General features: G+C 38.1%; 29 protein-coding genes and 1 riboswitch. Of the genes, 7 read left to right on the top strand and 22 right to left on the bottom strand.

What is annotated here, in order from left to right:
• The coding region (locus AS180_RS12410) for a transposase (RefSeq protein ID WP_139109193.1) at nucleotides 1–250 on the top strand (250 nt) is incomplete at its 5' end.
• A 115-nt stretch (nucleotides 251–365) separates the two neighbouring features.
• Here AS180_RS12410 and AS180_RS12405 read toward each other — a convergent pair.
• Complete coding sequence (locus AS180_RS12405; protein WP_025909409.1) at nucleotides 366–605, bottom strand: YuzB family protein; 240 nt, start codon at nucleotides 603–605, stop codon at nucleotides 366–368.
• A gap of 298 nt (nucleotides 606–903) precedes the next feature.
• Here AS180_RS12405 and AS180_RS12400 point away from each other — a divergent pair, with 298 nt between their 5' ends.
• Entirely contained in the window at nucleotides 904–1,971 is a 1,068-nt protein-coding gene (locus AS180_RS12400; protein WP_025909410.1) for an NAD(P)/FAD-dependent oxidoreductase, read from the top strand.
• Nucleotides 1,972–1,997: 26 nt separating this feature from the next.
• Here AS180_RS12400 and AS180_RS12395 read toward each other — a convergent pair whose 3' ends face one another.
• The gene (locus tag AS180_RS12395) at nucleotides 1,998–2,327 is read right to left on the bottom strand and encodes a YuzD family protein (protein WP_025909411.1); all 330 of its coding nucleotides are present in this window, start codon (nucleotides 2,325–2,327) and stop codon (nucleotides 1,998–2,000) included.
• 195 nt (nucleotides 2,328–2,522) lie between these two features.
• On the opposite strand from AS180_RS12395, the gene AS180_RS12390 reads away from it, so the two are divergent.
• Entirely contained in the window at nucleotides 2,523–2,759 is a 237-nt protein-coding gene (locus AS180_RS12390; RefSeq protein WP_025909412.1) for a NifU family protein, read from the top strand.
• Nucleotides 2,760–2,822: 63 nt separating this feature from the next.
• Here AS180_RS12390 and thrB read toward each other — a convergent pair whose 3' ends face one another.
• From thrB to yutH, 5 genes are all read right to left on the bottom strand, one after another.
• Nucleotides 2,823–3,722, bottom strand: a complete 900-nt coding sequence (thrB, locus tag AS180_RS12385) for a homoserine kinase (RefSeq protein WP_062686873.1) — start codon at nucleotides 3,720–3,722, stop codon at nucleotides 2,823–2,825.
• Nucleotides 3,716–4,777, bottom strand: coding sequence for a threonine synthase (gene thrC / locus AS180_RS12380; RefSeq protein WP_025909413.1), 1,062 nt, complete (start codon nucleotides 4,775–4,777; stop codon nucleotides 3,716–3,718). Before thrC ends, thrB begins: the two co-directional genes overlap by 7 nt.
• A complete protein-coding gene (locus AS180_RS12375) occupies nucleotides 4,777–6,078 on the bottom strand; it encodes a homoserine dehydrogenase (protein WP_025909414.1) in 1,302 nt (433 codons plus the stop codon). Before AS180_RS12375 ends, thrC begins: the two co-directional genes overlap by 1 nt.
• A gap of 227 nt (nucleotides 6,079–6,305) precedes the next feature.
• Complete coding sequence (locus AS180_RS12370) at nucleotides 6,306–7,292, bottom strand: 2-hydroxyacid dehydrogenase (protein ID WP_025909415.1); 987 nt, start codon at nucleotides 7,290–7,292, stop codon at nucleotides 6,306–6,308.
• Nucleotides 7,293–7,400: 108 nt separating this feature from the next.
• Nucleotides 7,401–8,411: a spore coat putative kinase YutH gene (yutH, locus tag AS180_RS12365; protein ID WP_025909416.1), complete on the bottom strand. Its 1,011-nt coding sequence runs from the start codon at nucleotides 8,409–8,411 to the stop codon at nucleotides 7,401–7,403.
• Between the two features lie 268 nt (nucleotides 8,412–8,679).
• On the opposite strand from yutH, the gene AS180_RS12360 reads away from it, so the two are divergent.
• Nucleotides 8,680–9,153, top strand: coding sequence for a phosphatidylglycerophosphatase A family protein (locus tag AS180_RS12360; protein ID WP_076512354.1), 474 nt, complete (start codon nucleotides 8,680–8,682; stop codon nucleotides 9,151–9,153).
• A 42-nt stretch (nucleotides 9,154–9,195) separates the two neighbouring features.
• Here the strand turns inward: AS180_RS12360 and AS180_RS12355 are convergent, their stop codons facing one another.
• Together AS180_RS12355 and AS180_RS12350 are read right to left on the bottom strand one after the other, a co-directional pair.
• Nucleotides 9,196–9,966, bottom strand: a complete 771-nt coding sequence (locus tag AS180_RS12355) for a TIGR01457 family HAD-type hydrolase (RefSeq protein ID WP_025909418.1) — start codon at nucleotides 9,964–9,966, stop codon at nucleotides 9,196–9,198.
• A 126-nt stretch (nucleotides 9,967–10,092) separates the two neighbouring features.
• Nucleotides 10,093–10,530, bottom strand: coding sequence for a DUF86 domain-containing protein (locus AS180_RS12350; protein WP_025909419.1), 438 nt, complete (start codon nucleotides 10,528–10,530; stop codon nucleotides 10,093–10,095).
• Nucleotides 10,531–10,639: 109 nt separating this feature from the next.
• Here AS180_RS12350 and AS180_RS12345 point away from each other — a divergent pair, with 109 nt between their 5' ends.
• Entirely contained in the window at nucleotides 10,640–10,906 is a 267-nt protein-coding gene (locus AS180_RS12345; protein ID WP_025909420.1) for a DUF3055 domain-containing protein, read from the top strand.
• Between the two features lie 44 nt (nucleotides 10,907–10,950).
• Here the strand turns inward: AS180_RS12345 and AS180_RS12340 are convergent, their stop codons facing one another.
• Nucleotides 10,951–11,226, bottom strand: a complete 276-nt coding sequence (locus AS180_RS12340; RefSeq protein WP_025909421.1) for a YutD family protein — start codon at nucleotides 11,224–11,226, stop codon at nucleotides 10,951–10,953.
• Nucleotides 11,227–11,373: 147 nt separating this feature from the next.
• Between AS180_RS12340 and AS180_RS12335 the strand changes: the two genes are divergently transcribed.
• A complete protein-coding gene (locus AS180_RS12335) occupies nucleotides 11,374–12,018 on the top strand; it encodes a YhcN/YlaJ family sporulation lipoprotein (protein WP_025909422.1) in 645 nt (214 codons plus the stop codon).
• A gap of 29 nt (nucleotides 12,019–12,047) precedes the next feature.
• On the opposite strand, the gene lipA is transcribed toward AS180_RS12335, so the two are convergent.
• Nucleotides 12,048–12,944 carry a lipoyl synthase gene (lipA, locus tag AS180_RS12330; protein ID WP_025909423.1) on the bottom strand — a complete coding sequence of 299 codons (897 nt, stop codon included), beginning with the start codon at nucleotides 12,942–12,944 and terminating at the stop codon, nucleotides 12,048–12,050.
• A gap of 342 nt (nucleotides 12,945–13,286) precedes the next feature.
• Between lipA and AS180_RS12325 the strand changes: the two genes are divergently transcribed.
• Nucleotides 13,287–14,231, top strand: coding sequence for a M23 family metallopeptidase (locus tag AS180_RS12325; RefSeq protein WP_226372960.1), 945 nt, complete (start codon nucleotides 13,287–13,289; stop codon nucleotides 14,229–14,231).
• A gap of 69 nt (nucleotides 14,232–14,300) precedes the next feature.
• Here AS180_RS12325 and AS180_RS21680 read toward each other — a convergent pair whose 3' ends face one another.
• The 11 genes from AS180_RS21680 to sufD all read right to left on the bottom strand — a co-directional run bounded on the left by AS180_RS21680 (nucleotide 14,301) and on the right by sufD (nucleotide 25,952).
• Nucleotides 14,301–14,411, bottom strand: coding sequence for a methionine/alanine import family NSS transporter small subunit (locus tag AS180_RS21680; protein ID WP_076512338.1), 111 nt, complete (start codon nucleotides 14,409–14,411; stop codon nucleotides 14,301–14,303).
• Nucleotides 14,401–15,915: a sodium-dependent transporter gene (locus tag AS180_RS12320; RefSeq protein ID WP_025909425.1), complete on the bottom strand. Its 1,515-nt coding sequence runs from the start codon at nucleotides 15,913–15,915 to the stop codon at nucleotides 14,401–14,403. Before AS180_RS12320 ends, AS180_RS21680 begins: the two co-directional genes overlap by 11 nt.
• Before the next feature lie 227 nt (nucleotides 15,916–16,142).
• Nucleotides 16,143–17,723, bottom strand: coding sequence for a Na+/H+ antiporter NhaC family protein (locus AS180_RS12315; protein ID WP_025909426.1), 1,581 nt, complete (start codon nucleotides 17,721–17,723; stop codon nucleotides 16,143–16,145).
• Nucleotides 17,724–17,847: 124 nt separating this feature from the next.
• A riboswitch (Lysine riboswitch) is annotated at nucleotides 17,848–18,036 on the bottom strand.
• Between the two features lie 70 nt (nucleotides 18,037–18,106).
• A complete protein-coding gene (gene yunB / locus AS180_RS12310; RefSeq protein WP_025909427.1) occupies nucleotides 18,107–18,862 on the bottom strand; it encodes a sporulation protein YunB in 756 nt (251 codons plus the stop codon).
• 69 nt (nucleotides 18,863–18,931) lie between these two features.
• Nucleotides 18,932–20,029, bottom strand: coding sequence for an HD-GYP domain-containing protein (locus tag AS180_RS12305; RefSeq protein WP_025909428.1), 1,098 nt, complete (start codon nucleotides 20,027–20,029; stop codon nucleotides 18,932–18,934).
• Nucleotides 20,030–20,144: 115 nt separating this feature from the next.
• Nucleotides 20,145–20,447: a YunC family protein gene (locus tag AS180_RS12300; protein WP_025909429.1), complete on the bottom strand. Its 303-nt coding sequence runs from the start codon at nucleotides 20,445–20,447 to the stop codon at nucleotides 20,145–20,147.
• Nucleotides 20,448–20,595: 148 nt separating this feature from the next.
• Nucleotides 20,596–21,447 carry a DUF72 domain-containing protein gene (locus AS180_RS12295; RefSeq protein WP_062686872.1) on the bottom strand — a complete coding sequence of 284 codons (852 nt, stop codon included), beginning with the start codon at nucleotides 21,445–21,447 and terminating at the stop codon, nucleotides 20,596–20,598.
• A 101-nt stretch (nucleotides 21,448–21,548) separates the two neighbouring features.
• Nucleotides 21,549–22,946 (bottom strand): Fe-S cluster assembly protein SufB, encoded by a 1,398-nt coding sequence (gene sufB, locus AS180_RS12290; RefSeq protein WP_025909431.1) that lies wholly within the window; start codon nucleotides 22,944–22,946, stop codon nucleotides 21,549–21,551.
• A gap of 54 nt (nucleotides 22,947–23,000) precedes the next feature.
• Nucleotides 23,001–23,435 carry a Fe-S cluster assembly sulfur transfer protein SufU gene (sufU, locus tag AS180_RS12285; RefSeq protein ID WP_061785058.1) on the bottom strand — a complete coding sequence of 145 codons (435 nt, stop codon included), beginning with the start codon at nucleotides 23,433–23,435 and terminating at the stop codon, nucleotides 23,001–23,003.
• On the bottom strand, nucleotides 23,425–24,645 hold the full coding sequence (locus AS180_RS12280; protein ID WP_062686871.1) for a cysteine desulfurase: 1,221 nt from the start codon (nucleotides 24,643–24,645) through the stop codon (nucleotides 23,425–23,427). The genes sufU and AS180_RS12280 overlap by 11 nt, the downstream gene beginning before the upstream one ends.
• Nucleotides 24,645–25,952, bottom strand: a complete 1,308-nt coding sequence (sufD, locus tag AS180_RS12275) for a Fe-S cluster assembly protein SufD (protein WP_025909434.1) — start codon at nucleotides 25,950–25,952, stop codon at nucleotides 24,645–24,647. Before sufD ends, AS180_RS12280 begins: the two co-directional genes overlap by 1 nt.

The following is a 25,952-nucleotide window of genomic DNA, read 5'->3' as shown; positions in this document are numbered from 1 at the left end:
AACCAATCGTAAGCTTATGGTCAATGAAAAATGGGAAGAACAAAAAGAATACATAAAAGCGAAGCTTTCGGAAGAAGAAACGGCTAAAATTTATCGTCAACGTAAAATGGACGTGGAGCCAGTTTTTGGATTCTTGAAGGCTAATTTAGGTTTCACACGATTTTCTGTTCGTGGGAAATCCAAAGTCGAAAACGAAACCGGCCTCGCACTAATGGCCGTGAATATACGAAAATATGTGGCAAGGGGGTGAGATCTTGCCTTTATATCTTTAAAATAATTGAAAAAAGGCGAAGTCGCACCGGCGACTTCACCTTTTTTCGATTATAGAGACCTTTTGTCCCAGCCTCTTCTACTTTTACTCTATATTAAAACATTGGGTTCTCTTCCAAATGTGTGTAGATAGCTGCTACTAATTCTTCTGGTGTGTCAGCAGCTACAACATCCCCGTTTACTAAAGCAAAAGGAGACCGTGCACACTTTCCACAATAACCCAAACATCCATACTCAACAATATCTAAATTCGGATCTTTTTCTAACTCTTCCAACGCAAGCTGAGAACCGCTAGCTAAATTGCTGATACAAAATTCAATAATTGGTTGAATCACTATTCTCACCTCTCTACTAATTGTTTATCCTACCTTGTTTTTAAAAAGACGTCAAATATCCAAACTGCATGCTGATAAGGAAATTATGTTGAAATATATTGTGGTTTTTATTCAATTTAGTTATACTTTTATGTGAATACAAACAAAACAGGTTATATTAAATTATTATTTAAGTAAAATATGCTATGCAAAATCGAATGCGATTGACGTATCGGTTTCGTTTTGTATGCCTATATGTTTTAAGCAATTCAATTAGTATAGAGAGAATAAAATGTCTAAACGTAAAGGGGAAATCCAGATGAAGAACCTTGTGATACTCGGTGGAGGATATGGTGGTATGCGTGTCCTACAGCGACTTTTTCCAAATCAATTGCCAGAGGATGTACATGTAACATTGGTTGATAAAGCACCTTATCACTCATTAAAGACTGAATTCTACGCGTTAGCGGCTGGAACCATTTCAGATCAGCACGTTCGCGTTTCTTTCCCAGAGCATCCTCGTTTATCTATTCGCTATGGCTTCATTACAAACATTGATCTTGAAAATAACCAAGTTCACCTTGAAGACAACGAAGTCCTCCATTATGATGATTTAATTATCGGACTAGGGTGTGAAGATAAATATCACGGCGTGCCGGGCGCACCGGAGCATACATACAGCATTCAAACAATCGACGCTTCTCGCGCTACATATCAAGCGTTAAACAATTTACCTGCTCATGCAACCGTATCGATTGTCGGAGCTGGTCTTAGCGGTGTTGAATTAGCTAGTGAGTTAAAAGAAAGCCGTTCTGATTTAAATATCATGCTATTCGATAGAGGAAAATTAATTTTATCTTCATTCCCAGAACGTTTGAGCAATTATGTTCAAGACTGGTTCACTTCTAACGGTATTGAAATTGTGAACAACGCCAATATCACGAGAGTAGAACAGAATACTCTATACAATCATGATGAACCAATTAAAAGCGATGCGATTGTGTGGACAGCCGGCATTCAACCAAACAAGGTCGTTAGGGATTTAAACGTTGAGAAAGACACTCAGGGTCGCGTAGTCTTAACAAAATATCATAATCTGCCTAACAATGAGAATGTCTATGTATTGGGAGACTGTGCTAGCTTACCACATGCTCCTAGTGCTCAACTAGCTGAGGGGCAAGCAGAGCAGATTGTTCAAGTGTTAACAGCACGATGGAAGAATGAAGAGCTACCTACTGAGTTACCAACGATTAAACTTAAAGGCGTATTAGGCTCTTTAGGAAAAAAACACGGATTCGGATTAGTAAACGATCGCGCAATTACGGGTCGAGTTGCTCGCTTATTAAAGTCAGGTATTTTATGGATGTATAAATACCATAACGGTTAATAAAAAAACGCCTAAAAGGCGTTTTTTTATGCAGACACAAATCCATATTTCTCTAATTCTTCAAAAATACGCTTTAGCTTTGGATTCCCTTCTCCAACAATCTCATTGTTAATTAGAATAACTGGATAAAACAAATCTTCATCAATTACTTTTTGCGAGAACTCCTGTTTCTCTTTTTCATCCACAGGTGGGTTATAAATATCGATATAACGTATGTTAAATGATTCATTCGGGTATTTTCGACTAAGCGCCGCCTCAAGCCACTCCTGTGTGTCTTTTGAAGATGGTAAATTCACGCAGCTTGCACAAATAATTTCTGCTCCATATACACAAATCTCAACGTTGTTTTTTTCCATATTTGTTCCCCCTATTCCCATGCTATGGCTCTTTCAATAAAGAAAGCTTCCACTCTATCTTATCTTTATTGTACACAAAAACTATTTAAAGAACATCGTTTTTCAAGTTGAACGAACGTAATCAAAGATTCTTGAATAGATTTTTTATGTAAGAGCGTTTATAATGTAACTAGAGAAGGAAAGGAGTCGATAATCATGGCTGAAATGGAAATGCATGAACAAGTACAAGAAGTATTAGATAAGCTTCGTCCATTTTTACTTCGCGATGGTGGAGATTGTGAATTAGTCGACGTTGAAGATGGCATTGTAAAATTACGTCTTCTAGGCGCTTGTGGCAGCTGCCCAAGTTCAACAATCACGCTAAAAGCAGGTATTGAACGTGCTCTTTTAGAAGAAGTACCTGGTGTTGTAGAAGTTGAACAAGTTTTCTAATGATCCCTTATATAACAAACCCTCAAGCGATGCTTGAGGGTTTTTGCTTTAGTTTGTTACGACCTAAGCGTCTACATATACACCTTTTGTATCAATACCTACTACGTCAACTTCACAATGAGATAATTTTATAGCTAAATGCTTAGCAATGTCTTTTCCTTTTCCAATAGGTGCTAAGCATAATACACTTGGCCCCGCTCCGCTCAGCACTGTTCCGTAAGCTCCTAACCTTTTAGCTTCTACTCTCGCAATGGCTAGCTCTGGTACCAATTTTGTTCGATAAAGCTCATGGTATAAATCTTTTTCCATAAATGTTCCTACCGCTTCAAAATCACGATTCATCAGTGCAGACACAAGCATATTCCCAATTGCTCCGGCTTCTACTGCTGTTCGATAATCAATTACCTTCGGCAAAGCATTACGGGCATCAGCTGTTTTTAATTCGTATCTCGGAATAATCATTATTACTTCAGCTTGTAAGTTGGGAATATGATTGATATACGTTTCATCTTCATGATGATATCCAATCACGACGCCTCCATAAATAGAAGGACTTACGTTATCCGGGTGGCCTTCCATTAGGCTGCTAATTCGCAGCTTGTCTTTTTGCGATAAATTAAGCTTAGCAAGCTGATTAGCAAGTTCAATACCTGCAACAATTGCAGAAGCACTGCTTCCAAGCCCCCTAGCTAACGGTATATCGCTTGAGACATACACTTTTGCTGCTGGAAGAGTTACTTCATATTGCTTTGCTACATCTTCGGCAACCTGATACATTAAGTTGTCCTTGCCTGTTGGTATTCCTTCAACATCAGCTGTCTTTGGTACAAATACCCACTGTTCAGCTGGCTCCACTGTTAAAATCAAGTAGCGCCCAAGAGCGATTCCAATGGAATCAAACCCGGGCCCTAAATTAGCAGAGCTCGCTGGCACTGTGATTTTAAAGCGGTCAAAAGTTAACATGAAGCGACAACACCTTCAATATATTCAAACACTTTTTCTTCTTCATTTGGCAATACAACTGGCTTAACATCATGTGCGTCAATTGCTACGTTCGGATCTTTTAATCCATTTCCAGTTAGCACTGCTACTACTGTTGAACCTTTGGCAATTTTCCCTGATTTTACGTCTTTTATTACACCAGCGATTGATGCACAAGACCCAGGCTCTGCAAAAACACCTTCTCTTCTAGCAATTAAGCGATATGCATCTAAAATTTGCTCATCCGTCACTTCATCAATTTTGCCTTTTGATTCATTAGCTGCATTTACCGCATAATCCCAGCTTGCTGGATTACCGATACGAATTGCTGTTGCAATTGTCTCTGGATTTTCAATTACTTCGTTTCGAACGATTGCTGCTGCTCCTTCAGCTTCAAAACCGTGCATAAGAGGCAGACCGCTCTGATTACGCTCATTATACTCTTTGAAACCTTTCCAATATGCTGTAATATTCCCGGCGTTCCCAACAGGAATTGCTAAAACGTCGGGTGCCTTTCCTAACTGTTCACAGATTTCAAAAGCTGCGGTTTTTTGCCCCTCAATTCGGTAAGGGTTCACAGAGTTTACAAGAGATACAGGTGCTGTTTCACTAAGTTTTCGAACCATTGAAAGTGCTTGATCAAAGTTTCCTTCAATTGCTACAATTTCTGCTCCGTACATAACAGCTTGAGCGAGCTTACCCATTGCAATTTTTCCGTTTGGAATAACAACGATACAGCGCATGCCTGCACGTGACGCATAAGCTGCTGCTGCTGCAGACGTATTACCAGTAGATGCACAAATGACTGTGTTACTTCCTTCTTCTTTTGCTTTTGCAACGGCCATGACCATACCTCGGTCTTTAAATGAACCTGTAGGGTTTAAACCTTCTACTTTTACATGCAAGTTAATGCCAAGTTCTTCCGATAAATATGGAAGATGAATAAGCGGCGTATTTCCTTCATGTAGTGTTAACATTGGTGTTTCTTCTGTTACTGGCAAGAACTCTTTATATTGGTGTAATAAACCTTTCCACATTATACGATGCCAACTCCCTCTACTCGATAACTGCTTTTTACGTTTTCAACGATTGGTAAGTCTCTTAATTGTTGTAAAATTTCTTCATAGTCTTTTTGAGATGTTTTATGTGTTACAACAACGATCTCTGCAAGTTCGCTTCCTGTAACCGGTAATTGAATAATTTTTTCAAAGCTTACGCCGCGTTCAGAAAATAATGTTGTTAATTTGGCAAATGCGCCTACCTGATCTTTTACGTGAATACGTAAGAAGTGTTTAGAAAACTTTTGGTCTTCTGTTTTCAACTGTTTTGGGAATTGAGGCGTTACGGCACTCTTTCCATTGACCCCTAACCTCAAGTTTTTCATCACGCCCACAAGATCCGATACAACTGCAGTTGCTGTCGGTAAACTACCCGCTCCAGGACCATAAAACATTGTTTCTCCAACCGCTTCTCCATACACATAAACCGCATTGTACTCATCGCTAACTGATGCTAATGGATGTGTATCCGCTAATAACGTTGGCTGAACACTTACTTCGACGTTGTCTCCGTCTCGATGCGCGTATCCAATTAATTTCACTGTATATCCTAATTGTTTACTATATTGTAAATCTTCTTCCGTTACTTCCGTAATACCTTGAACCTGCACATCATCAAGGTCAATTTTCATTGAGAAACCAAGCGTAGCTAGAATCGCCATTTTTCTTGCTGCATCCAAGCCTCCAACATCAGAAGTAGGGTCTGCTTCTGCATAACCTAGTTCTTGTGCTTCTTTTAGCACTTCTTCATATGCGCTTCCTTCTTTTGTCATCTTTGTTAAGATAAAGTTTGTTGTACCATTTACAATTCCCATCATTTTTGTAATACGATCTGAAGCTAAACCATCTGCAAGTCCACGAAGAATCGGAATTCCTCCAGCAACACTTGCTTCATAAAATAAATCGCAGCCATTTTCTGATGCAACCGTTAATAACTCAGAACCGTAAACTGCCATCAAATCTTTATTTGCTGTTACAACGTGCTTTTTATTACGAAGAGCCGTTAAAATATAGTCTCTTGTTTCCTCAACGCCACCCATAACCTCAATAACAACATCTACATCTGGGTTATGAATGACATCCTCTACGTTTGTTGATAATTTCTCACTACTAATCTCTACATCTCTAACTTTATCAATATTTTTAACTACCACTTTTTTAACCGTTACCGGACAGCCAACTTGGTGACTTAACTTATCCTGGTGATTTTCAATAATTTTAACTACTCCACTACCAACCGTTCCCAACCCTAATAATCCTACTGAAATACTTTTTGTCATATTATTCACCTCTATGTTCTCTTCACGTATACATTTGTTTTCTTATAGTGGACATTATAGACCCTATTTTTCTTTTTTACAAGACTTTACTTTAAATTTATCTCTTTATTCGTTGAATAAAAAGACAAATTTAAATTTTTTAAATATTTCATTTCCTTATCATAACACGTATTTTCTTGTTTTTTAACATACAAAAAGCATTTCTATAAAAGAAATGCTTTTATTCTTTAACCTTGAGGCACAAGCTCTCTATTAATGATGGTAGATGGGAAATGCCCTGCTAAAACAGCTTCTATGTTTTGTACCGCTAATTTAATCATACTTGTGCGTGTTTCTACCGTCGCACTTCCAATGTGAGGTAGTGCCACTACTTTTGGGTGCATGGCTAACGGGTGTGAACCATCAATTGGTTCATTCACAAAGACATCCAGTCCTGCTGCTGCAATCTCCTCTTCATTCAACGCTTTTAACAAAGCGGCTTCGTCCACTACATCACCCCGAGAAACGTTAATAAACATCGCAGATTTCTTCATCTTTTTGAATGCTTCCTCATTAAACATATTTTCAGTTTGTTTTGTTAAAGGTGTTAAGCACACAACAAAGTCAGACTTCTCTAATACATCATCCATTGATGCATATGTAACAGGTAACTTGCTTTCAGCTTGTTCATTTCGAGAACGATTGTGATAAAGGATATTCATATCAAAACCTGCTGCTCTCTTCGCTAGCACTTCACCAATCTTTCCCATCCCAACAATTCCAAGCGTTTTATGATGAATATCTCGACCAGCTAACAAATATGGGCTCCAGCTTGTCCACTTATTTTCTTTAATATGTGCTGAAGCCTCTAAAATATTTCTAGCCGTTGTCATAAGGAGCGTCATAGCTAAATCTGCTGTGGTATCTGAAAGCACATCAGGCGTATTACAAACATAGATTTGACGCTTTGTCGCTGCTTGGATATCAATATTATCAAACCCCACAGCTAGATTCGCAATTACTTTTAAATTAGTGGCTTCCTTTAATAATTCTTCATCTACTCTATCAGATAAAACCGTTAAAAGCCCATGAGCTTTTTTTGCTTTTTCAGTGAGTACATCATGAGGTACCGGGTCTTCTTCTGAATGCCACATCTCTACTTCAGCCACTACGCGTAGTGGCTCCACGAACTTCTCCGGTATATTCCTCGTAATAAAAATAAACGGCTTGTCCATTATCTATCACCTCATTGATTTTTAATTACATAACATGACGCCTTATTGTTTACCGCAATAGGCGTCACGTCGCATTATCTTTATATGTCTTTACTCTACTTATACCACTTAAACACCGCTTGATAACCACCCTACTTCTGGTATATGGTACCGTGAAGTAGAAATTCCAACGGATTGATAAAACTGCTTTAAAAATCGCTCATAATGGGATGAGTGATCTAAGACAGCTTCTAGCTGCTTATAATAGCCTTGCTTTTGTTCTTCGCTTTGAACACTATAATATCCTTCTACCACTTCAAAATAATGCACAGGGAACAACAGTCTCGCATATAGAAGACGCCATGAAAATGATGAGAGTGGGTTAATACGTTCGTATTCACTTAAAAAGTAATGCAACTGATGTGGATTTAGCTCATAGGATGATAAATATTGTTCACGAATATACTCTGCTAAGTCTCTGCTGGGATGATCAAAGACCCAATCCACTGGGAGTTTATAGATATACTGGCTTCCCCAAGTCGTCTGTCCAAATCGGTGATGACAAATTGTAGCTGAGTCTACTGCTCTTGGCAAATCATCAATCTCTGTATCCACTAAATACTGAATGGCATTCTCTGCTAGCCCTAGATAGTATGGAAAGCTTTCGAGAAATTTCTTTTCAACTTCTTGATTAGGCAAAGCTCTCAATCGTCCATACCAAAACTCTTCCATTTGATCTAACCGCTTTTCCCACAATGATTTCCATTGACCTAACCGTTTTGAATGTTCAACTTCATAAGGAAACATTCGACCGCGCTGATGAAATTCTGCTAGCTCTGAACCAATGACAAACTGTTCATTTCGCGGTGCGGCTATCGATCGGCAAATCATAAACTTTAAATCATCTGATTCTGTAATCATATTTCCTTCTAGATTTGGCATAAATGTAGAGATATAACGGTCACCTTGGCTCATGAGAAACTGACTCATTTGATACAACTCGTTCAGCTCATCTTCTTCCACTTGATTTAAATGAATAATCGTATACAAGATGTCTCGATATTGGAAGGCTTGATAAGCGCCCAAAGTCAACAATTCATCAGGGTGTAAACCATAGCCTTCATAAATTGCTTGCTTCACGTACATCCCCTCATTTCATTGATCAAAGTTTTCCCATAAAGAAATTCAATACTTGTCATAATATTTATGCGCAATCGAATAGATTAGAATTACACAATTTATTATGATTTCCTCCGAGTGAGTCATACTAGAAGATGTAATGATATGCTCACCAAATCGTGAAGTACATGATTTACTTCTAAACATATGCTTCTGTATTCCTTTAAGCATTAAAAAATAAAAAGAAATTAGGTGATGATACTTGGAGAAAAAACACGAGCAAAGTGAAATGGAAAAAACAGCAAGAGCGTGGCTAACAAAACGTGGTGTCACAGTAAGAGATATTGCTGATCTTGTTTTTTATCTACAAAAGAAATACCACCCCAATTTAAACATTCAAGAATGTGAGTACAATGTCGAGCGCGTCATCTCAAAACGCGAAGTACAGAATGCAATTCTTACAGGTATTCAACTGGATATTTTAACGGAAAAGAAACAAGTTGAAGAGCCGCTCTTATCAATTTTAGAAAAGGACGAAGGCTTGTATGGCATAGATGAAATCTTAGCCTTATCCATCGTAAACGTGTATGGCTCAATCGGCTTTACAAACTATGGATATATTGATAAGCAAAAGCCAGGGATACTGGAAGAATTAAACGATAAATCGTCTGGAAAATGTCACACATTCCTTGATGATATTGTTGGTGCTATTGCTGCAGCTGCCTCGAGTCGTCTGGCACATCGAGCTGAAAATGTTGAATAAAAAAAGAGAGTGGTTCAATTTGAATCACTCTCTTTTCATTCATTATATTTTATCCATCCATTCTTTTAGGGAATCAACAGCATAAGTTGGCTGCTTATCATACCCCTTAAGTAGCTCTTTTGTTGTTACCCCAGTATGAACTAATAAAGTATCTAATCCTGCTTTCATTCCAGCTAAAATATCTGTATCATAATAATCGCCTACCATAAGAGTGTCTTCTTTCGGTGTTCCAATTACTTCTAACGCTTGCTCCATAATAATACTTTCTGGCTTTCCAATGAAGACTGGTTGTGTTTGAGTAGAAACCGAAACAACCGACGTTATAGAACCGTTTCCTGGAAGTAAGCCTCTTTCTGTTGGAAGTGCAATATCGCCATTTGTCGACACAAAAAATGCACCGTTACGGACGTTTAAACAAGCTTTTGCTAGCTTCTCATATGTAATTTCTTGATCTAAGCCAACGACTACAAAGTCCGTATCTTCATCTTGAATTGTGAACCCTTTTTCAGTAAGCGCATGGCGAATCCCTTCTGCACCAATTACATATACTGTACCGTTGGGTTTACGGTCATGCAAATAATTAGCCGTTGCTTGGCTTGTTGTAAACACTTGATCTTCTGTTGTGGGAATTCCGAAGCTTTCAAGCTTTTCTGCTACTTGAGCAGGTCTTTTTGTTGAATTATTCGTAACAAATAAATACGGAATACCTTTTTCTTTTAATGCAATGACGAAATCACGCGCTTCTGCAATTAATTCTGTTCCTTTATACATCGTTCCATCTAAATCAATTAAATAGCCTTTATATTGCTTCATAGCTGCCTCCTACTAATTCATTCGATAATAAAAACGCCTTCTTTATTATAAGAAAGCAGATAGAGTTACAATGCGATAATAGCTTATTTTTCCTAAAATCACAAATCAGCTCACAGTTCTTTCACGCTAATTACGGAAAGCTGAAACAGGTCCTAATTCATTTTCTAGATATGTACGAATTCGAGTTGGGAATTGACTTAAAACCTCTTTGTTCTCTTGAACAACATGTATCACTTCATCATGTTTAACATCTAAATAATCTTGTACAAGGACTTTTCGCAAATTAATTACTGCTTTTAAGCCCTGTTCTTCCGAAGTTTCTACTACCTTCTCATCCATAAGAATATCAATGATATCATCATAGCTTCCAGGATCTCTCATAATGAATCCATCAATCATTGCATTACCGACATCTAAAACGTTTTCAATTAAGAGGTGAACAACTCTTTCTAACGCTTTTTTCTCGATAGTACTTTCCCACTTAGATTGTTCAGAAAAAACAACTAGGTGCTGCTCATAAAAACGTAGTATATGTTCAATCTTTTGACGATCTACAAAGTACATGATGTTTCCTCCTAACGCTTCGCTTATAAAATTTTCTAGCAGGCTTCTCCCCACTTTTCTTTTTTCATTTGATATGATAAAAGTATGGAAAGAAGGAAGGAGCAAGAGAATGAGCGAACGCTTTTATTTATATGATGATGTAGTTAATACAAAAACTCGATTTGTTAGCTTTATGGGTGAAAATCAACGGTTTGACCTTGCTATCATTCAGTCTGATCGCTATTATGGCAAGCATCTTGTCTTAGATATTCAAGGGGGACGCTTTGCTATTATTGGCTCAGATGATTTAGAGGAACCAAATTATTTAGAGCACATATTTAAGCTTTCAGAAGAAGATGGTCAAGAACTTAGAGAGTTCTTATACGAGGTCATTTAATGAGAAAGGCAGCGGAAAGAAAGTACATCTTCTGCTGACCTTTTTTATTTATTTACTTTTTTCAGTACAAAATACGCACAGCCAAAATTACAATATTCGTGTAAATAATCTTGAATTGTACTTATTTTTGTATCATATGTAGCTTTTTGATTACGGTCATCAAAAAAACCTTTTAAACGCAGCTGATTATAGCCCCAATCGCCTAATATATAGTCGTAGCGACTAAGCACATCAATATATCGACTTCGAAAAGCTTCCTCATCAAACCCTTCTCGTTCTTCTTTGATTACTTCATAGCAAACATTATTAACACAAATCATTGTTTCACCTCTTCTCTTCAAAATTACCATACCACATTTTGAAATTTTTTTCTAAACAATCGTTTGATTAAAAAACATGAAAACCAGCAATTTACAGGCAATTTTTTAACCAATCGCCGCAACCTATAGATAGGGAGGTCGTTTACAGTGAAAAAATATTTAATTTATTGCGGCATGTTAACAATGGTTGCATTATCAGGTTGTCAGGCAGGGGGCGAAACAGATAATGAAGCACTATCACCTAATAATCCAAATGCTATTAATGTAGCTGATCATGATCATAACGATTTATATAACAAAGAAAAGGATAACGATACCGATTATGGGTACGTACGTTATCAAAAATCACCTGTTGCTAACGATACTGAAAAGGCACAAAACATTGCTACACTTGACCGTGAGGAAGCAGCTGATTCAATTAGTAAACTTAGTTCAGCCATTCCAAATGTGAATGACGTAGCTACGCTTGTGACAGATGAAGACGTGCTAATCGCGTATAAAACAGACACAAAAGATCGAAATGCTACCGCTGATCAAGTAAAACGGACAGCAATGTCTATTATGCCCCGTTATTATCACGTATACGTATCAGATAACCCACAGCACATTCAAGATATCGAACGCTTCAGTGAAGCAAATACGAAAGCCGAGTCTGTGGAAGAGTCCATTCATTTAACCATTAAAGAAATGCTTAAATCTCCTCAAGGTCGTAAGATGAACGATGGTGAGAATGCAAACGGCGAGGAAAAAAACGAATTGAATGAACATGTAACAGATGAAAAGATGAAATAAAAAAGGCGATGGAAACATCGCCTTTTTCATTACCCGTTATTTTGCTTTTGCTTTGAAGCAGCATTTACTTGTTCATCCGCATGATAAGAAGAACGCACAAGTGGACCAGCTTCAACGTGGCTAAATCCTTTAGTTAAAGCAATTTCTCTAAGCTCTTCGAATTCACTTGGGTGATAGTACTTCTGAACTTTAATATGTTTCTTTGTAGGCTGTAAATATTGACCGATTGTCATGATATCTACATTATTTGCTCGCAGGTCATCCATTGTTTCAATGATTTGCTCTTTTGTTTCTCCAAGCCCAATCATAATGCTCGATTTTGTAGGAATATCTGGCTGCATTTCTTTTGCACGACGTAAAAATTCTAATGAACGCTCGTATGTAGCTCTTGCACGCACACGAGGCGTTAATTCGCGTACTGTTTCAATGTTATGGTTTAAAATATCAGGGCGAGCATCCATTACCATGCGGAGGTTCTCTTCTACTCCACCCATATCTGAAGGTAATACTTCGATTGTCGTAAATGGATTTTTACGGCGAATAGCGCGAATTGTCTCTGCTAGTACACCTGCTCCACCGTCTTTTAGATCGTCACGCGCAACTACCGTAATAACAGCGTGCTTTAAGTTCATTAGCTGAACTGAATCTGCTACGCGTTCTGGCTCTTCCAAATCTAACTCTGTTGGTAAGCCTGTTTTCACAGCACAGAAGCGACACGCACGTGTACAAACTTGACCTAAAATCATAAAGGTAGCCGTACGACGAACTGCCCAACACTCATGAATATTAGGGCATTTTGCTTCTTCACATACCGTATTCAGATTTTTTTCACGCATCATTTTCTTTAAGTCCGTGTAGTTCTCGTTTGTGTTTAGCTTAATTTTTAGCCACTCGGGTTTGCGGACATACTCTTCCTTTGTTGCCATTAGTATCAACTCCATCAATCTAGAAAATGTCTGTAACCTATATGCTGATTGTTAAATTGTCAAATAAAAAATACACTACATGTCACTTTATCATACAAAAGAGCGATTCGACAAGCGCTCGGCACTTATTTATCTCTACTCTTTATCCTTTAATAACCGCAAATGATAGCGTTTTATTTATTGTTCATATAACCTTAACATCATTTTATTTCCATTAATTATTATTTATTAAATTTTTCATCGTTTCACAAACTAATACTATAACTTAATTAGGAAGGAGGAAGCCCATTGAAAAAATATGTGCTTTTTCTGTTATTTTTTTCACTATGCTTTTCATGTACGATTTCATCTCAGGCTGCGCCACTTTCTACCGAAGATGAAGCAGCTTTAAATACGAAGCGCATGGGATTATATCAGCAGATGGAGGCTGTGTCATCAATACCTTGGTATTACTTTGCTGGAATTGATCAATATGAACGAAACGTCCGTCGCTCTCATAAGGATATTCCAAGAGAAAAAGGTGCAATTGCTATTTATTACTCTCCAGAAAAATGGGCGGGTTCTTTAAATCCAAAGCTTAATGACCAAAACCCCTTAACCATTTCGTTATTAGGTGGTTTAGGAAAAGACGGAAACGGCGATGGGAAAGCTGATCAGTTAAATGATGAAGACATGCTTTTTACAATGGCTAATTATATTCAAACTTTTGGAACAAGCGAGGATTATATTAAAATTGCGCTATGGAGTTATTATCATCGAGCTAAAGCGGTTGATATTATCCTTGGGAACGCCAAGCTCTTTAAGACCTATGGTCGTATTGACTTAAAAGGAACCTCGTTTCCAGTGCCGATTCGATCAAACTATAGCTATCGCAGCACTTGGGGTGACGCTCGTGGATGGGGCGGAAGAAGAATTCATGAAGGAACTGATATTTTCGCTGACTATGGCGTTCCAGTCAAGTCTCCTTGCTATGGTATAATCGAACTAAAAGGTTGGAATAAATATGGTGGCTGGCGTATTGGAATTCGAGACCTGAATAATAATTATCACTACCTAGCACATTTAAGTGGATTTGCTAAAGATTTAAAAACGGGACAGATTGTAGAACCAGGTATGGTCATTGGTGGTGTTGGTAGTTCAGGATACGGGCCTCCAGGTACATCTGGGAAATTTCCACCTCATTTACATTACGGTATGTACAAAGATAACGGTCGAAACGAATGGTCTTTTGACCCTTATCCGCAGCTTCGGTCATGGGAAAGAATTGATCGTCAAAAGAAAAAGTAATGTACGATTTAAACAAACGTTTATTTAATATAAAAAGAGTGCTTAGAACAATGTTCTAAGCACTCTTTTTTACGCTTTACTTTCCTTTGATTTCTTCACTGCATGAATAATACTTGCTGCTAAACCGCCCCAGATGATAATCATTCCTGCAATCATCATAATTACTGAATTACTTTCCATACGTTGTATCCTCCTTCACAGAAGATAATGATTCTTTCTTCCAACTTTTAAATGATAATAGAATCCCAACAACAATCACCAAACCTGCAACTCCCCAACCAAATGGAACAATGAAACTCGTCGCATAACCTTCGTAATTTTCTGAAATATTAGTTCTCACATTATCAAACATCATGTATCCAAGAACAACTGGTGTGATTACGCTTAAGCAAATTTTCCACCAAGCACCAAGCATAATGTCAGATACGCTGTTTGCATGTTTTTGTAGATTGTTTAGTTCACGGAATACCCAAGCCACTAAGATAATTTCAACTAAACCGGCTAAAGCAACACCAAAGTTATTGATAAAATAATCCATTACATCTAAGAAGTATAACCCTCCTTGAGTAGCAAATAATAATGAAATGATAGAAGCTAAGCCCCCACCCATTAAGACAGATTTCGTACGAGATACGTTAAATTTATCTTGTACCCCCGCTACAAATGTTTCAATAATGGAAATAAGTGATGTTAAACCAGCCAATGTTAACGATCCAAAGAAAAGTAATCCGAACAGCTGATTAAACGCCGGAAACTCGTTAATAATTTGAGGGAATACAACAAATGCTAACCCTACTCCACCTGCTACTACTTCATCAATGCTCACACCTTGCTGCATTGCCATAAACCCTAAAGCACTAAATACACCAATACCGGCTAGTAATTCAAATGCTGAGTTACCAAAGCCAGTGATAAAAGCATTATTTGTTAAATCTGATTTCTTTGGTAAATAGCTAGAATAAGTAATCATAATGGCAAAACCAACAGATAAACTGAAGAAGATTTGACCATAAGCTGCCACCCAAACTTTTCCATCTGCAATAGCGCTCCAGTCTGGCTTAAAGAATGCATTCAACCCTTCCATTGCACCATCTAATGTAATAGCGCGAAGCACAATGATAAAGAATAAAACGATTAATGTTGGTAAGAAAATTTTGTTTGCTGCTTCAATTCCTTTTTTAATACCTTTTAGTAAGACACCTAAAGCTATTACCCAAACTAAAATAAGCGGTATTAGGACACCTGGTACAATGCTTCCCGTTTGACCAGGAACCTCAGCTAATTTCAAATAGTCACCGAATAAAAACCCTTCAGTATCTTGACCCCAGCTTAGCTTTAGCGAAAAGACAAAGTAAGACATGGCCCATGCAATAATCGCTGCATAGTAAACTGCAATAATAAATGAAATACCAACTTGCCACCAGCCTAGCCATTCTGCTTTTTTATTTAGTCTCGCTAGCGATAATGGCGATGATCCTCTATACTTATGTCCAATTGCAAACTCCATGATTAAGATTGGAATACCTGCTGTTAATAACGCAAATAAGTATGGTAAGAAAAATGCACCTCCACCGTTTTCATAGGCAGTCGCCGGAAACCTCCAAATATTTCCTAATCCAATTGCAGAACCTGCTGCTGCCATGATAAAACCTGCTCTCGTACCCCATTGAGGACGATTTTCCATCATAGTTTCCCCCTTACACTCTCTCTTTTCTTTTATCTCTGTCATAACCCAAAAAGTTATTTAAACTTTCTGACAATTTAGCATAGTCTGTCTTTAGAACTATCTTACGAAGAATTATAGCTATTATGCTATAGTATGTCAAAATATTTTTTATAGAAAATTTTGATAATTGGATAATTAAAAATAGAGCAGACGTTGTGAAGCGCATCTGCTCTATCTTTATTCTTCTATTTTTCTAATGATGTCTCTGTTATGTTCCCCTTTTTACGAGTTACTAAGACAAATACCACTAATAAAACCATTACTGTTCCAAGTCCTGCAGCTGTACTTTCTGTTAAACCAAGTACAATATAACCAATGATGCTAATCACAGCTGAAATAATTGCATAAGGAAGCTGTGTCATTACGTGATCAATATGATGACTTCCTGCTCCAGTTGATGACAAGATTGTTGTATCAGAAATTGGTGAACAGTGATCTCCGTAAACTGAACCAGCTAATACAGCCGCAAGAGCTGGTAATAATAATTCTGGTTCAATGTTTCCTACAATGTCACCTGCAATTGGAAGCATAATACCAAACGTTCCCCACGATGTCCCTGTTGAAAACGCCATGATGCCAGCAATAATAAATAGTACCACTGGTAAGAAGGCAATATTTAAATTAGAACTCTCCACAATTCCTGCTAAGAATTCTCCTGATTTCAACTGACCAATCAAATCTCCAATCATCCAAGCAAGCAGCAAAATATAAATAGCGGGTAGCATCGATTTGATTCCTGCTACTATGCCCTTACCAAGCACCGAATTAGACAGTTCATTCGATTGTCTTGTACGTGCGATAAATAATACTAGCGTTACAACAAGGCCTGATAAACCACCAATCATTAATGAATTAGGTACATTCGTATTCTCAAACATTGTAAAGATTGTAGCTTGACCTTCAGTTGCTTGATAGCCTGTCCATAACATCGCACCAATTGTCCCAATCATCAATACAATAATTGGTAAGATCAAATCGAATACACGACCATTTTCACTAACTGGTAAATCTTCTTTTAACTCTCCTGGTACTGCACCTTTTTCTGGGTCCGTTACTTCTCCAGTACGAATCGCACGCTCTTCGTGTTTTTTCATTGGTCCGATGTTAATATCAAAAACACTCACCACGAATACCATAATTAATGCGGTAAATACATAAAAATTCATCGGTATCATCTGTACAAATGCCGAAAATGCTGACACATTACTCATCCCGTGTGCAGCTAGAATTGAACCTACAACCGTAATAATATAGGCACCCCAACTTGAGAACGGTGCAATCACACATACCGGAGCTGAAGTTGAATCAATTAAATAAGCAAGCTTCGCTCTTGATACCCGCTGTCGATCTGTTACCGGGCGACTTACTTGTCCAACAGCTAGTGCATTAAAATAATCATCAATAAAGATAATAATTCCTAACACAGCTGTTAATAGATGAGCTCCACGACGCGTTTTAATACGTTGTAAAGCCCATTCTCCAAAAGCACGGCTTCCTCCAATGATTGAGATAAAAGCCGTAATAACACCTAAAATTAAAAGGAAAAGCAAAATGAATAGATTTGAAGTATTAAGTGCGCCGTCCGCGTAGAAAATTGTAGCAAAGCTTCCCCAAATCTTTTGAATCGTTTCTCCAACTGAAAACTCCGTTAACACTAATCCACCTGCTAAAATCCCTACTCCTAGGGAAAGCAGTACTTTACGTGTTAAAACAACCATTAATATGGCAATCAATGGTGGTAATAACGAAAAAATAGTTCCTTCCATGATATCCTCCTAATATAAGCCTGTTTAAATCTAGGAGGACTACTTATAAAGAAAAAAACGCAAAAAAGAGCAATGATAGAAAATAACTATCATTACTCTTTGTAATGTTATGTTATCCTCCATCACGATCAGTAGCCCTCCATCATGAAAACAAGCGTATTTTCATAATGACAGTGTTACCCTTTTTCAAGGTAACCCCAGAAAAGAAAAGCTGACTCTTTTTCTTTCCTTCGGCAAAAAATCCTTTTTACTATGATCACAGTTGTCATCCTCACATAGTATACTCATACTTTTTGCATCCTCTACCTCATCGATCTGATAAGGTGATGGTATATAATTATATCTAGTACATTATATCGGTAAAGTATAAAGTTATCAACCGGCTATTTCTTCTTTAGTTCAATAGATGGAGAGGCTGAGTTAGTGCCACCGTTAAAATAATCCGGTACGTTCCCTGGAATCATCGCCATCCCTACAGGCACTGTCGCTTGAACGGTTGTCTGTTTTGTAGCAAAGGGAATAATCACCTGAACGTTAACCTGAACTTCAATTGAAATTTCTAAAAAAGCACCGTTAATTCCGTATTCCTCTATTTTCCGTACAACGTCTGATTGCACATCACCAATTGCATGAAATTTAACCGGGATTAAAGGTCCTAGATTTCCTAGTAAGGCATTGTTTGTAGCTTGCCCTAATGGAACTTGATAGACAATTCCTCGCTGCCTGAGCTTTTCATCTGGTTCAATATTAATATCCGTTGGAATCTCTAATTCTTCTAAATTTCCTTTTTCAGCTTCTCGTAAATTAGCCTGGACTAAAGATGTCGTTTGAGCTCTAATACGATTTACGACTGCCGTATCAATCTTGGCTACCTGCCCATCCGGCGTACTTTCTGTCTTAATAATATCGTTCACATCAAGTTGGTCTACCACTTGTTTATTAACGGCCTTATTAATAACAAGCGTTGCAATCTCTTTAGTCTGGGCTTCTGCATATTTCATTAAGGTTGGTTCAATTCCTCTATTAATTAACCATATTCCCGCTCCAGTAGAAAGCAGAAAAAAAACAATTGTTAGTAGTACAACATAGCGAAATGGTATAGGTCCCTTTTTCAATACTCTTCGGCGAACCCTAATCAAAAAAATCCCTCCTTACAAGCTATATGTATGCATAAACAAGGAGGGCTAACGCTATTTTCTAAAAGTTTTCTATGTTTGTTTTAAATCGTTGCTGATAATTATTAATGTAGGACTTTCTTTTAAATCAATTTCATAAGGTTTATCTAAAACCCTGCCTCCTTCTTCTTGAATAAGAATGTAAGGTCGATCACTTAGGCCTTTATTTTGCTTACTTACTATGCCTTTTCTTTGGTCATTCAGCGTTACAAAAAGACCAATAGGATAAACAGCAATTGCCCTTCTGAAAGCGCTAATCATATCTTTATCAAACTGACTTCCTGCACCCGCATACAAAATCTCTAGCCCCTCGTGAGGGAGAAGAGCGCTTCTATACACGCGATTTGACGTCACGGCATCGTACACATCCGCAATTGCGATAATTTTACTAAATAAATGAATTCGCTCTTCTTTAATTCCTAATGGATACCCTGATCCATCCAATCTTTCATGATGCTGATATGCGCAAGAGGCGGAGAGCGCAGAGACATTAGGAGTACTTCGCAATAATTCGTACCCGTATGTAGTATGCTTTTTCATTAACTTAAATTCTTCATCCGTTAATCTTCCGGGCTTGTTTAGAATATCTTGGGGAATTAACATTTTCCCTACATCATGTAGCATAGCTCCTGCACCTAGCTTCTCTAGAACAGGCTGAGTTAATCCTATTTCTTTTCCGAGTGAAAGGGCATAAAGCGTCACGTTCACAGAATGAGAAAATACATAGTTATCGTATATATATACATCCGTTAACAATGACAATACATCATTATTATTCATAATCTCATCTACTAATTGATTGCCAACCTTATGTACTTCACGAACCGATTGTTCTAAAAGTGCAACACGCGTTTTTTCATGCTTTTTTTGAAGAGAGTGAAAGACATCTTCCACTGATTCCATTGCCTTTTTCCGAAGTGAAAATGGGATGGTAGAAGTAGAATTTACAACAATATCATTTGTTCGTTTATCACCTATGTATACAAACGTAACACCTCGCTGCTGTAAACGATTAATAATAGTCTCTGTCAAAGGTATGCCTGTATTAATTAGCGTTTTTCCTGCTTCATCTAATATTGGTTTTGCTAAACATGCACCTGGGCTCAATGATTGAATTGCAACTAATTTCATAGTAACTCCCTAACTATCTATTATTTTATAATCGCTATAAAAGAGGTAGAGCATTTACTACCTCTCCATTGAATCCTTTTAGACAAAATTTGAATATAAAGGACTTTATTCCTAACTATACCATTTTTAATAAAGCTTCGCGCCCTATCATACCTGGATGAATGCCTAAACTTTCTGCTTCCACAGTAACAGACTCTAAAGGTGCATTTAAAAGATCTTCAATTGTTCGAACGCCAACTGCTCTTCCGGCAATGATTTGTCTACTGACCAGCTTTTCATTTAAAAGGCCAACGTCTAATGCTCCACACATAATATATCCTTTATCGGAAGAGACTGTTAAAAGCGTTGTTTTTGGAAGCAGTACGGTAACCGCATTGAACGTATGACCATTAATAACAACAGGTTCTAATGTAATCAAATTCCCCACTCCTTTCTTAATCAAGGTATGATGATTTTCAAAAAGAGTGAGCTTTAGGGCGTTTTTTTATAATTATACAAGAAAGCACATACTTTATTTCTAACTTAATTGTTTAAGACGGTATGCGCTCATCAATCTGTTTTAGCAGTCAATCAAATAAATTTAACTGTTTAGGTGCCAAATCGGTATACCGAATGTCCAGCAAATGAATTAATTCCTTAGCATTATCAACCGCGTCTCCGCCCGAATTGTTGTTAAAAACGATGTAAATATCTTTCGTCTGCTGCTTTAATTCTTCAATACGATGCTTCCATTCAAGTAATTCTTGGTGATTATAACGATACAAAAAGCGAATTTTACGCCAGTTAGGGTCTCCACTTTTATTCCAACCGTGAACGTTTCGACCATGAAATCGAATCAGCGTTTTCTCAGCACTCGTAGGATGTAAAACGGTCGGCACAGACCCTTCACCTGCTTGTGGCTCATCACAAATGCCGTGAATCCATTTCTCTTTTTCCATAAACATAAGTGTCTTATCATGCCACTGTGGCGTAAACCAAGACTGGTTACGAAACTCTAACGTAACGGGTAAATCACCGAATTTTTCACGGCTGTATCGCAAATAATTAACATTTTCTTTCGTACAATTAAACCAGGGCGGCATTTGGAACAAAATCATTGCAAGTTTATTCGCTTTTACGTAAGGAGTCACAGAATCCATAAATGCATCAAACATCTCGTCTTTGCTATCAAACGGTATTTCATTCCGCATATGCCCTGTCGTCATACCCTGATAAGCTTTGACAACGAATTGAAACGAATCGGGGGTATCTGCTACCCACTTTTCGACCGTTGTTTTAGGCTGAATAGCATAAAAAGATGCATCTACTTCAACTGTTGGAAAGTGACCTGCGTATACAGCGAGCTTATCTCGCGCAGGCACGCCCGTTTCATATAAAGATGAATGATCTCCCCACCCTGTTACGCCTACGTATATCACAAAATCCCTCCAATATGTATCAAACTGTGCACCTATTATTTTAATACAAACTCATCAAAAAACTCGCTTGTATATACAAGCGAGTTTAAAAAAATCATTTATTACCCGATAGATCCTTCCATCTCAAACTTGATTAGACGGTTCATTTCTACCGCATACTCCATTGGAAGTTCTTTTGTAAATGGTTCGATGAAGCCCATTACGATCATTTCTGTTGCTTCTTCTTCAGAAATACCGCGGCTCATTAGATAGAATAACTGCTCTTCAGATACTTTTGAAACTTTCGCTTCGTGCTCTAAAGAGATGTTATCGTTGTAAATTTCGTTGTATGGAATTGTATCAGATGTTGATTGATTATCCATAATTAACGTATCACACTCGATGTTTGAACGAGCACCTTCAGCTTTGCGACCAAAGTGAACGATACCACGGTACGTTACTTTACCGCCTTGCTTCGAAATAGATTTCGAAACAATTGTAGAAGACGTATTTGGTGCTAAGTGAATCATTTTCGCACCCGCATCTTGGTGTTGGCCTTTACCAGCTAATGCAATGGATAATGTCATACCACGTGCGCCTTCACCTTTTAGGATAACAGCTGGGTATTTCATTGTTAATTTAGAACCGATGTTTCCATCAACCCATTCCATTGTTGCATTCGCTTCACATACAGCTCGCTTCGTTACTAGGTTGTATACGTTATTCGCCCAGTTTTGAATCGTTGTATAACGGCAGTATGCGTCTTTTTTAATGATGATTTCTACAACAGCACTGTGCAGAGAGTTTGTAGTATAAACCGGCGCTGTACAGCCTTCTACGTAGTGTACGTGTGCACCTTCATCTACGATGATTAGCGTACGTTCGAATTGACCCATGTTCTCAGAGTTAATACGGAAGTATGCTTGAAGTGGCGTATCTACTTTGATACCTTTTGGGACGTAGATAAATGAACCACCAGACCAAACAGCTGAGTTTAACGCAGCAAATTTGTTGTCAGTTGGCGGAATTACTTTCGCCCAGTGCTCACGGAAAATCTCTTCGTTTTCTTTTAATGCAGTATCTGTGTCTTTAAATACGATTCCTTGTGCTTCAAGGTCTTCTTTCATGTTGTGATATACAACTTCAGATTCGTACTGAGCAGATACACCAGCTAGGTATTTTTGCTCCGCTTCTGGAATACCAAGCTTATCAAACGTTTGTTTAATCTCTTCAGGAACCTCATCCCAAGAGCGCTCTGACTTCTCTGAAGGCTTTACATAGTACGTAATTTCATCAAAGTTCAGGCTAGACATATCGCCGCCCCACTGTGGCATTGGCATGCTGTAAAAATGCTCAAGTGATTTTAAGCGGAAGTCAAGCATCCACTGTGGCTCATCTTTCATGCGAGAAATTTCTTCTACAATTTCTTTTGTTAATCCTCTTTCAGAACGGAAAATAGAAACGTCCTTATCCGAGAACCCGTATTTATAATCGCCGATTTCCGGCATCTTTTTTGCCATTTGTTATTACCCCCTACTTGATAGGATTGGGAATGAACAAAGGCCTAACAGGACTTAATTCTGTTCTTTTAGGCCTTTTTCCATCGCTTTCCACGCTAATGTTGCACATTTAATACGTGCTGGAAACTTTGAAACACCTTGAAGTGCTTCAATGTCTCCTAAGTCTATACTATCATCATACTCTTTTCCTTGCATCATATCTGAGAAGATGTTCGCAAGTTCAAGAGCTGTTTCAATCTCTTGCCCTTTAATTGCCTGTGTCATCATTGAAGCAGATGACATAGAGATTGAACAGCCTTCTCCTTCAAACTTTGCATCCGTTACTTTGCCATCTTCTACTTTAAGTGATAGTTCAATACGGTCACCACACGTTGGATTATTCATTTGAATTTGAACCGTATCTTCTTCTAAAGACCCACGATTTCGAGGGTTTTTATAATGATCCATAATCACTTGACGATAAAGAGTATCTAAATTGTTAAAAGACATTTGTGAAATACTCCTTCGTTTTAATTAGTGATGACACTAATTGATCGATTTCTTCTTCTGTATTATACAAGTAGAAACTTGCACGTGCAGTTGAAGATACATTTAAATATTTCATTAACGGCTGTGCACAATGATGCCCTGCGCGTACAGCAACTCCCTCAGCATCAAGAACAGTCGCTACGTCATGCGGATGAACATCATCAAGATTAAACGTCACGACGCCAGCACGCTCTTTTGGTCCGTAGATGGTAATGCCTTCTACTTCTGAAAGACGGTCTAGTGCGTAATTTGCTAATTTATGCTCATGAGCAAGAATATTATCCAAGCCCACTTCCTCTAGAAAATCAATAGCGGCACCTAATCCAATTGCACCTGCAATAATAGGCGTTCCACCTTCGAATTTCCAAGGAAGCTCTTTCCACGTTGAATCGTATAGGTTAACGAAATCAATCATTTCGCCTCCAAATTCAACCGGCTCCATCTTTTCTAATAATTCTTTTTTTCCATACAGTACGCCAATACCTGTTGGGCCGCACATTTTATGACCAGAAAACGCAAAGAAGTCGCAGTCTAAGTCCTGTACGTCAACTTTCATATGAGGCGTACTTTGTGCACCATCTACAACCATGATTGCTCCGTGTTGGTGAGCAATTTCCGCAATTTCTTTTACCGGATTGATTGCGCCCAATACGTTAGAAACGTGCATAACCGAAACAATTTTTGTATCTGGCGTAATCGTTTCTTTAACCGTTTCTAATGAAAGAGCATGATCTTCTGTAAGATCAATATATTTTAATGTTGCTCCTGTTGCTTTTGCAACTTGCTGCCATGGAATGATGTTACTGTGATGCTCCATATACGTAATCACAATTTCATCACCAGGCTGCAAGTTGGCACGTCCGTAGCTAGCAGCAACAATATTTAACGCTGTAGTTGTTCCACGCGTAAAGATAATTTCTTCTGTTGATTTCGCATTAATGAACTTTCTTACTTTTTCACGAGCACCTTCATAGCCATCCGTAGCCATTGTACCTAGTGTATGAACACCTCTGTGTACGTTTGAGTTGTATTCTCTGTAGTACTTATTCAGTGCTTCAATCACTTGGATTGGCTTTTGAGAAGTAGCAGCGCTATCTAAGTAAACAAGCGGGTGTCCATTTACTTCTTGGTCTAAAATCGGAAACTGTTTGCGAATATCAGAAACGTTCATTATCGAACTTTCCTTTCAATTAACTCCGTTAACTGTTTTTTCACCGTTTCAACCGGAAGCTCATTTACAACTGGAGCTAAGAACCCATGAATAACTAAGCGCTCAGCTTCAACTTGTGGAATACCACGGCTCATTAAATAATAAAGCTGTAATGGATCTACGCGACCTACAGAAGCTGCATGTCCTGCCGTTACATCATCTTCATCAATTAATAAGATTGGGTTAGCATCTCCACGAGCTTTTTCGCTTAGCATTAATACGCGAGACTCTTGCTCTGCATTTGATTTAGATGCACCGTGTTCAATTTTACCAATTCCGTTAAAGATTGAAGACGCGCTATCTTTCATTACACCATGTTTTAAGATGTAACCTTCAGAATGCTTACCGAAGTGAATAATACTCGTCGTTAAGTTTTGCTTTTGCTCACCGCGACCTACTGTAACTGTTTTCGTATCACCGTATGAACCATCGCCCATTAGGTATGTGATGTTTTCAGAAACTGTGTTTCCTTCACTCATTAAGCCTAATGCCCACTCGATGCGACCGTCTTTACCAGCAACACCACGGCGATTTACGTAGCTAGTTGTTCCTTTGGCAAGGTAGTCTACCGCACCGAACGTTACTTTTGCATTGTTATTTGCAAATACTTCTGTCACAACGTTTACTACACCGTTTGACTCTTCAGAAGTAGCAATGTAGTTTTCTACATACGTAACAGAGCTATTATCTTCTGCAACCACAATAACATGGTTGAAAAGTGCTGCTTCTTCATCTTCACGTACGAAAACAGCTTGAAGTGGTTCTTTTACTTCAACGTTTTTTGGAACGTAAACAAATACGCCACCGTTAAGCAGTGCAGCGTGAAGAGCTGTTAAGCGATGCTCATCCACTTTTACACCGTCTTTCATGAAGTACTTTTGTACAAGCTCTTCGTGGTCTTTTGCAGCTGTTTGGATATCAGTAAAGATAACTCCTTGCTCTTTTAACTCATCTGTTAACGTTGCATATGCAGCTGTTTGGTCACGCTGAACGTATAAGTTTTTAACCGCTTCTGTATCAATAAGTGCTCTTACAGACTCAGGAAGCTCGTCAATTGAAGAAATTGCTTTTGCTTCAGCATCATGCTTTGAGAAATCTGTAAAGTTCCACTTTGTAATATTTGTTTTATCTGGTTTTGGTAGTGGAAGATCTTCTGCTTTCGCAAGAGCTTGTAAACGAAGATCTAACAACCATTTCGGCTCAGCAGCTTTTTCAGAAAAACTGCGAACGTACGCTTGATCAAATGGTAATTTTGTATCAATAGTCAT

This window comes from Priestia veravalensis (assembly GCF_001457055.1).
Lineage (GTDB): Bacteria > Bacillota > Bacilli > Bacillales > Bacillaceae_H > Priestia > Priestia flexa.
This window is presented reverse-complemented; position numbering and strand designations above follow the sequence as displayed.

What these genes read in the sequence shown, in the direction of transcription:
- AS180_RS12400 (WP_025909410.1), top strand. Translation starts at nt 904, where the DNA reads ATGAAGAACCTTGTGATACTCGGTGGAGGATATGGTGGTATGCGTGTC.
- AS180_RS12395 (WP_025909411.1), bottom strand. Translation starts at nt 2,327, where the DNA reads ATGGAAAAAAACAACGTTGAGATTTGTGTATATGGAGCAGAAATTATT.
- AS180_RS12390 (WP_025909412.1), top strand. Translation starts at nt 2,523, where the DNA reads ATGGCTGAAATGGAAATGCATGAACAAGTACAAGAAGTATTAGATAAG.
- thrB (WP_062686873.1), bottom strand. Translation starts at nt 3,722, where the DNA reads ATGTTAACTTTTGACCGCTTTAAAATCACAGTGCCAGCGAGCTCTGCT.
- thrC (WP_025909413.1), bottom strand. Translation starts at nt 4,777, where the DNA reads ATGTGGAAAGGTTTATTACACCAATATAAAGAGTTCTTGCCAGTAACA.
- AS180_RS12375 (WP_025909414.1), bottom strand. Translation starts at nt 6,078, where the DNA reads ATGACAAAAAGTATTTCAGTAGGATTATTAGGGTTGGGAACGGTTGGT.
- AS180_RS12370 (WP_025909415.1), bottom strand. Translation starts at nt 7,292, where the DNA reads ATGGACAAGCCGTTTATTTTTATTACGAGGAATATACCGGAGAAGTTC.
- AS180_RS12360 (WP_076512354.1), top strand. Translation starts at nt 8,680, where the DNA reads ATGGAAAAAACAGCAAGAGCGTGGCTAACAAAACGTGGTGTCACAGTA.
- AS180_RS12355 (WP_025909418.1), bottom strand. Translation starts at nt 9,966, where the DNA reads ATGAAGCAATATAAAGGCTATTTAATTGATTTAGATGGAACGATGTAT.
- AS180_RS12350 (WP_025909419.1), bottom strand. Translation starts at nt 10,530, where the DNA reads ATGTACTTTGTAGATCGTCAAAAGATTGAACATATACTACGTTTTTAT.
- AS180_RS12345 (WP_025909420.1), top strand. Translation starts at nt 10,640, where the DNA reads ATGAGCGAACGCTTTTATTTATATGATGATGTAGTTAATACAAAAACT.
- AS180_RS12340 (WP_025909421.1), bottom strand. Translation starts at nt 11,226, where the DNA reads ATGATTTGTGTTAATAATGTTTGCTATGAAGTAATCAAAGAAGAACGA.
- lipA (WP_025909423.1), bottom strand. Translation starts at nt 12,944, where the DNA reads ATGGCAACAAAGGAAGAGTATGTCCGCAAACCCGAGTGGCTAAAAATT.
- AS180_RS21680 (WP_076512338.1), bottom strand. Translation starts at nt 14,411, where the DNA reads ATGGAAAGTAATTCAGTAATTATGATGATTGCAGGAATGATTATCATC.
- AS180_RS12320 (WP_025909425.1), bottom strand. Translation starts at nt 15,915, where the DNA reads ATGGAAAATCGTCCTCAATGGGGTACGAGAGCAGGTTTTATCATGGCA.
- AS180_RS12315 (WP_025909426.1), bottom strand. Translation starts at nt 17,723, where the DNA reads ATGGAAGGAACTATTTTTTCGTTATTACCACCATTGATTGCCATATTA.
- AS180_RS12305 (WP_025909428.1), bottom strand. Translation starts at nt 20,029, where the DNA reads ATGAAATTAGTTGCAATTCAATCATTGAGCCCAGGTGCATGTTTAGCA.
- sufB (WP_025909431.1), bottom strand. Translation starts at nt 22,946, where the DNA reads ATGGCAAAAAAGATGCCGGAAATCGGCGATTATAAATACGGGTTCTCG.
- sufU (WP_061785058.1), bottom strand. Translation starts at nt 23,435, where the DNA reads ATGTCTTTTAACAATTTAGATACTCTTTATCGTCAAGTGATTATGGAT.
- AS180_RS12280 (WP_062686871.1), bottom strand. Translation starts at nt 24,645, where the DNA reads ATGAACGTTTCTGATATTCGCAAACAGTTTCCGATTTTAGACCAAGAA.
- sufD (WP_025909434.1), bottom strand. Translation starts at nt 25,952, where the DNA reads ATGACTATTGATACAAAATTACCATTTGATCAAGCGTACGTTCGCAGT.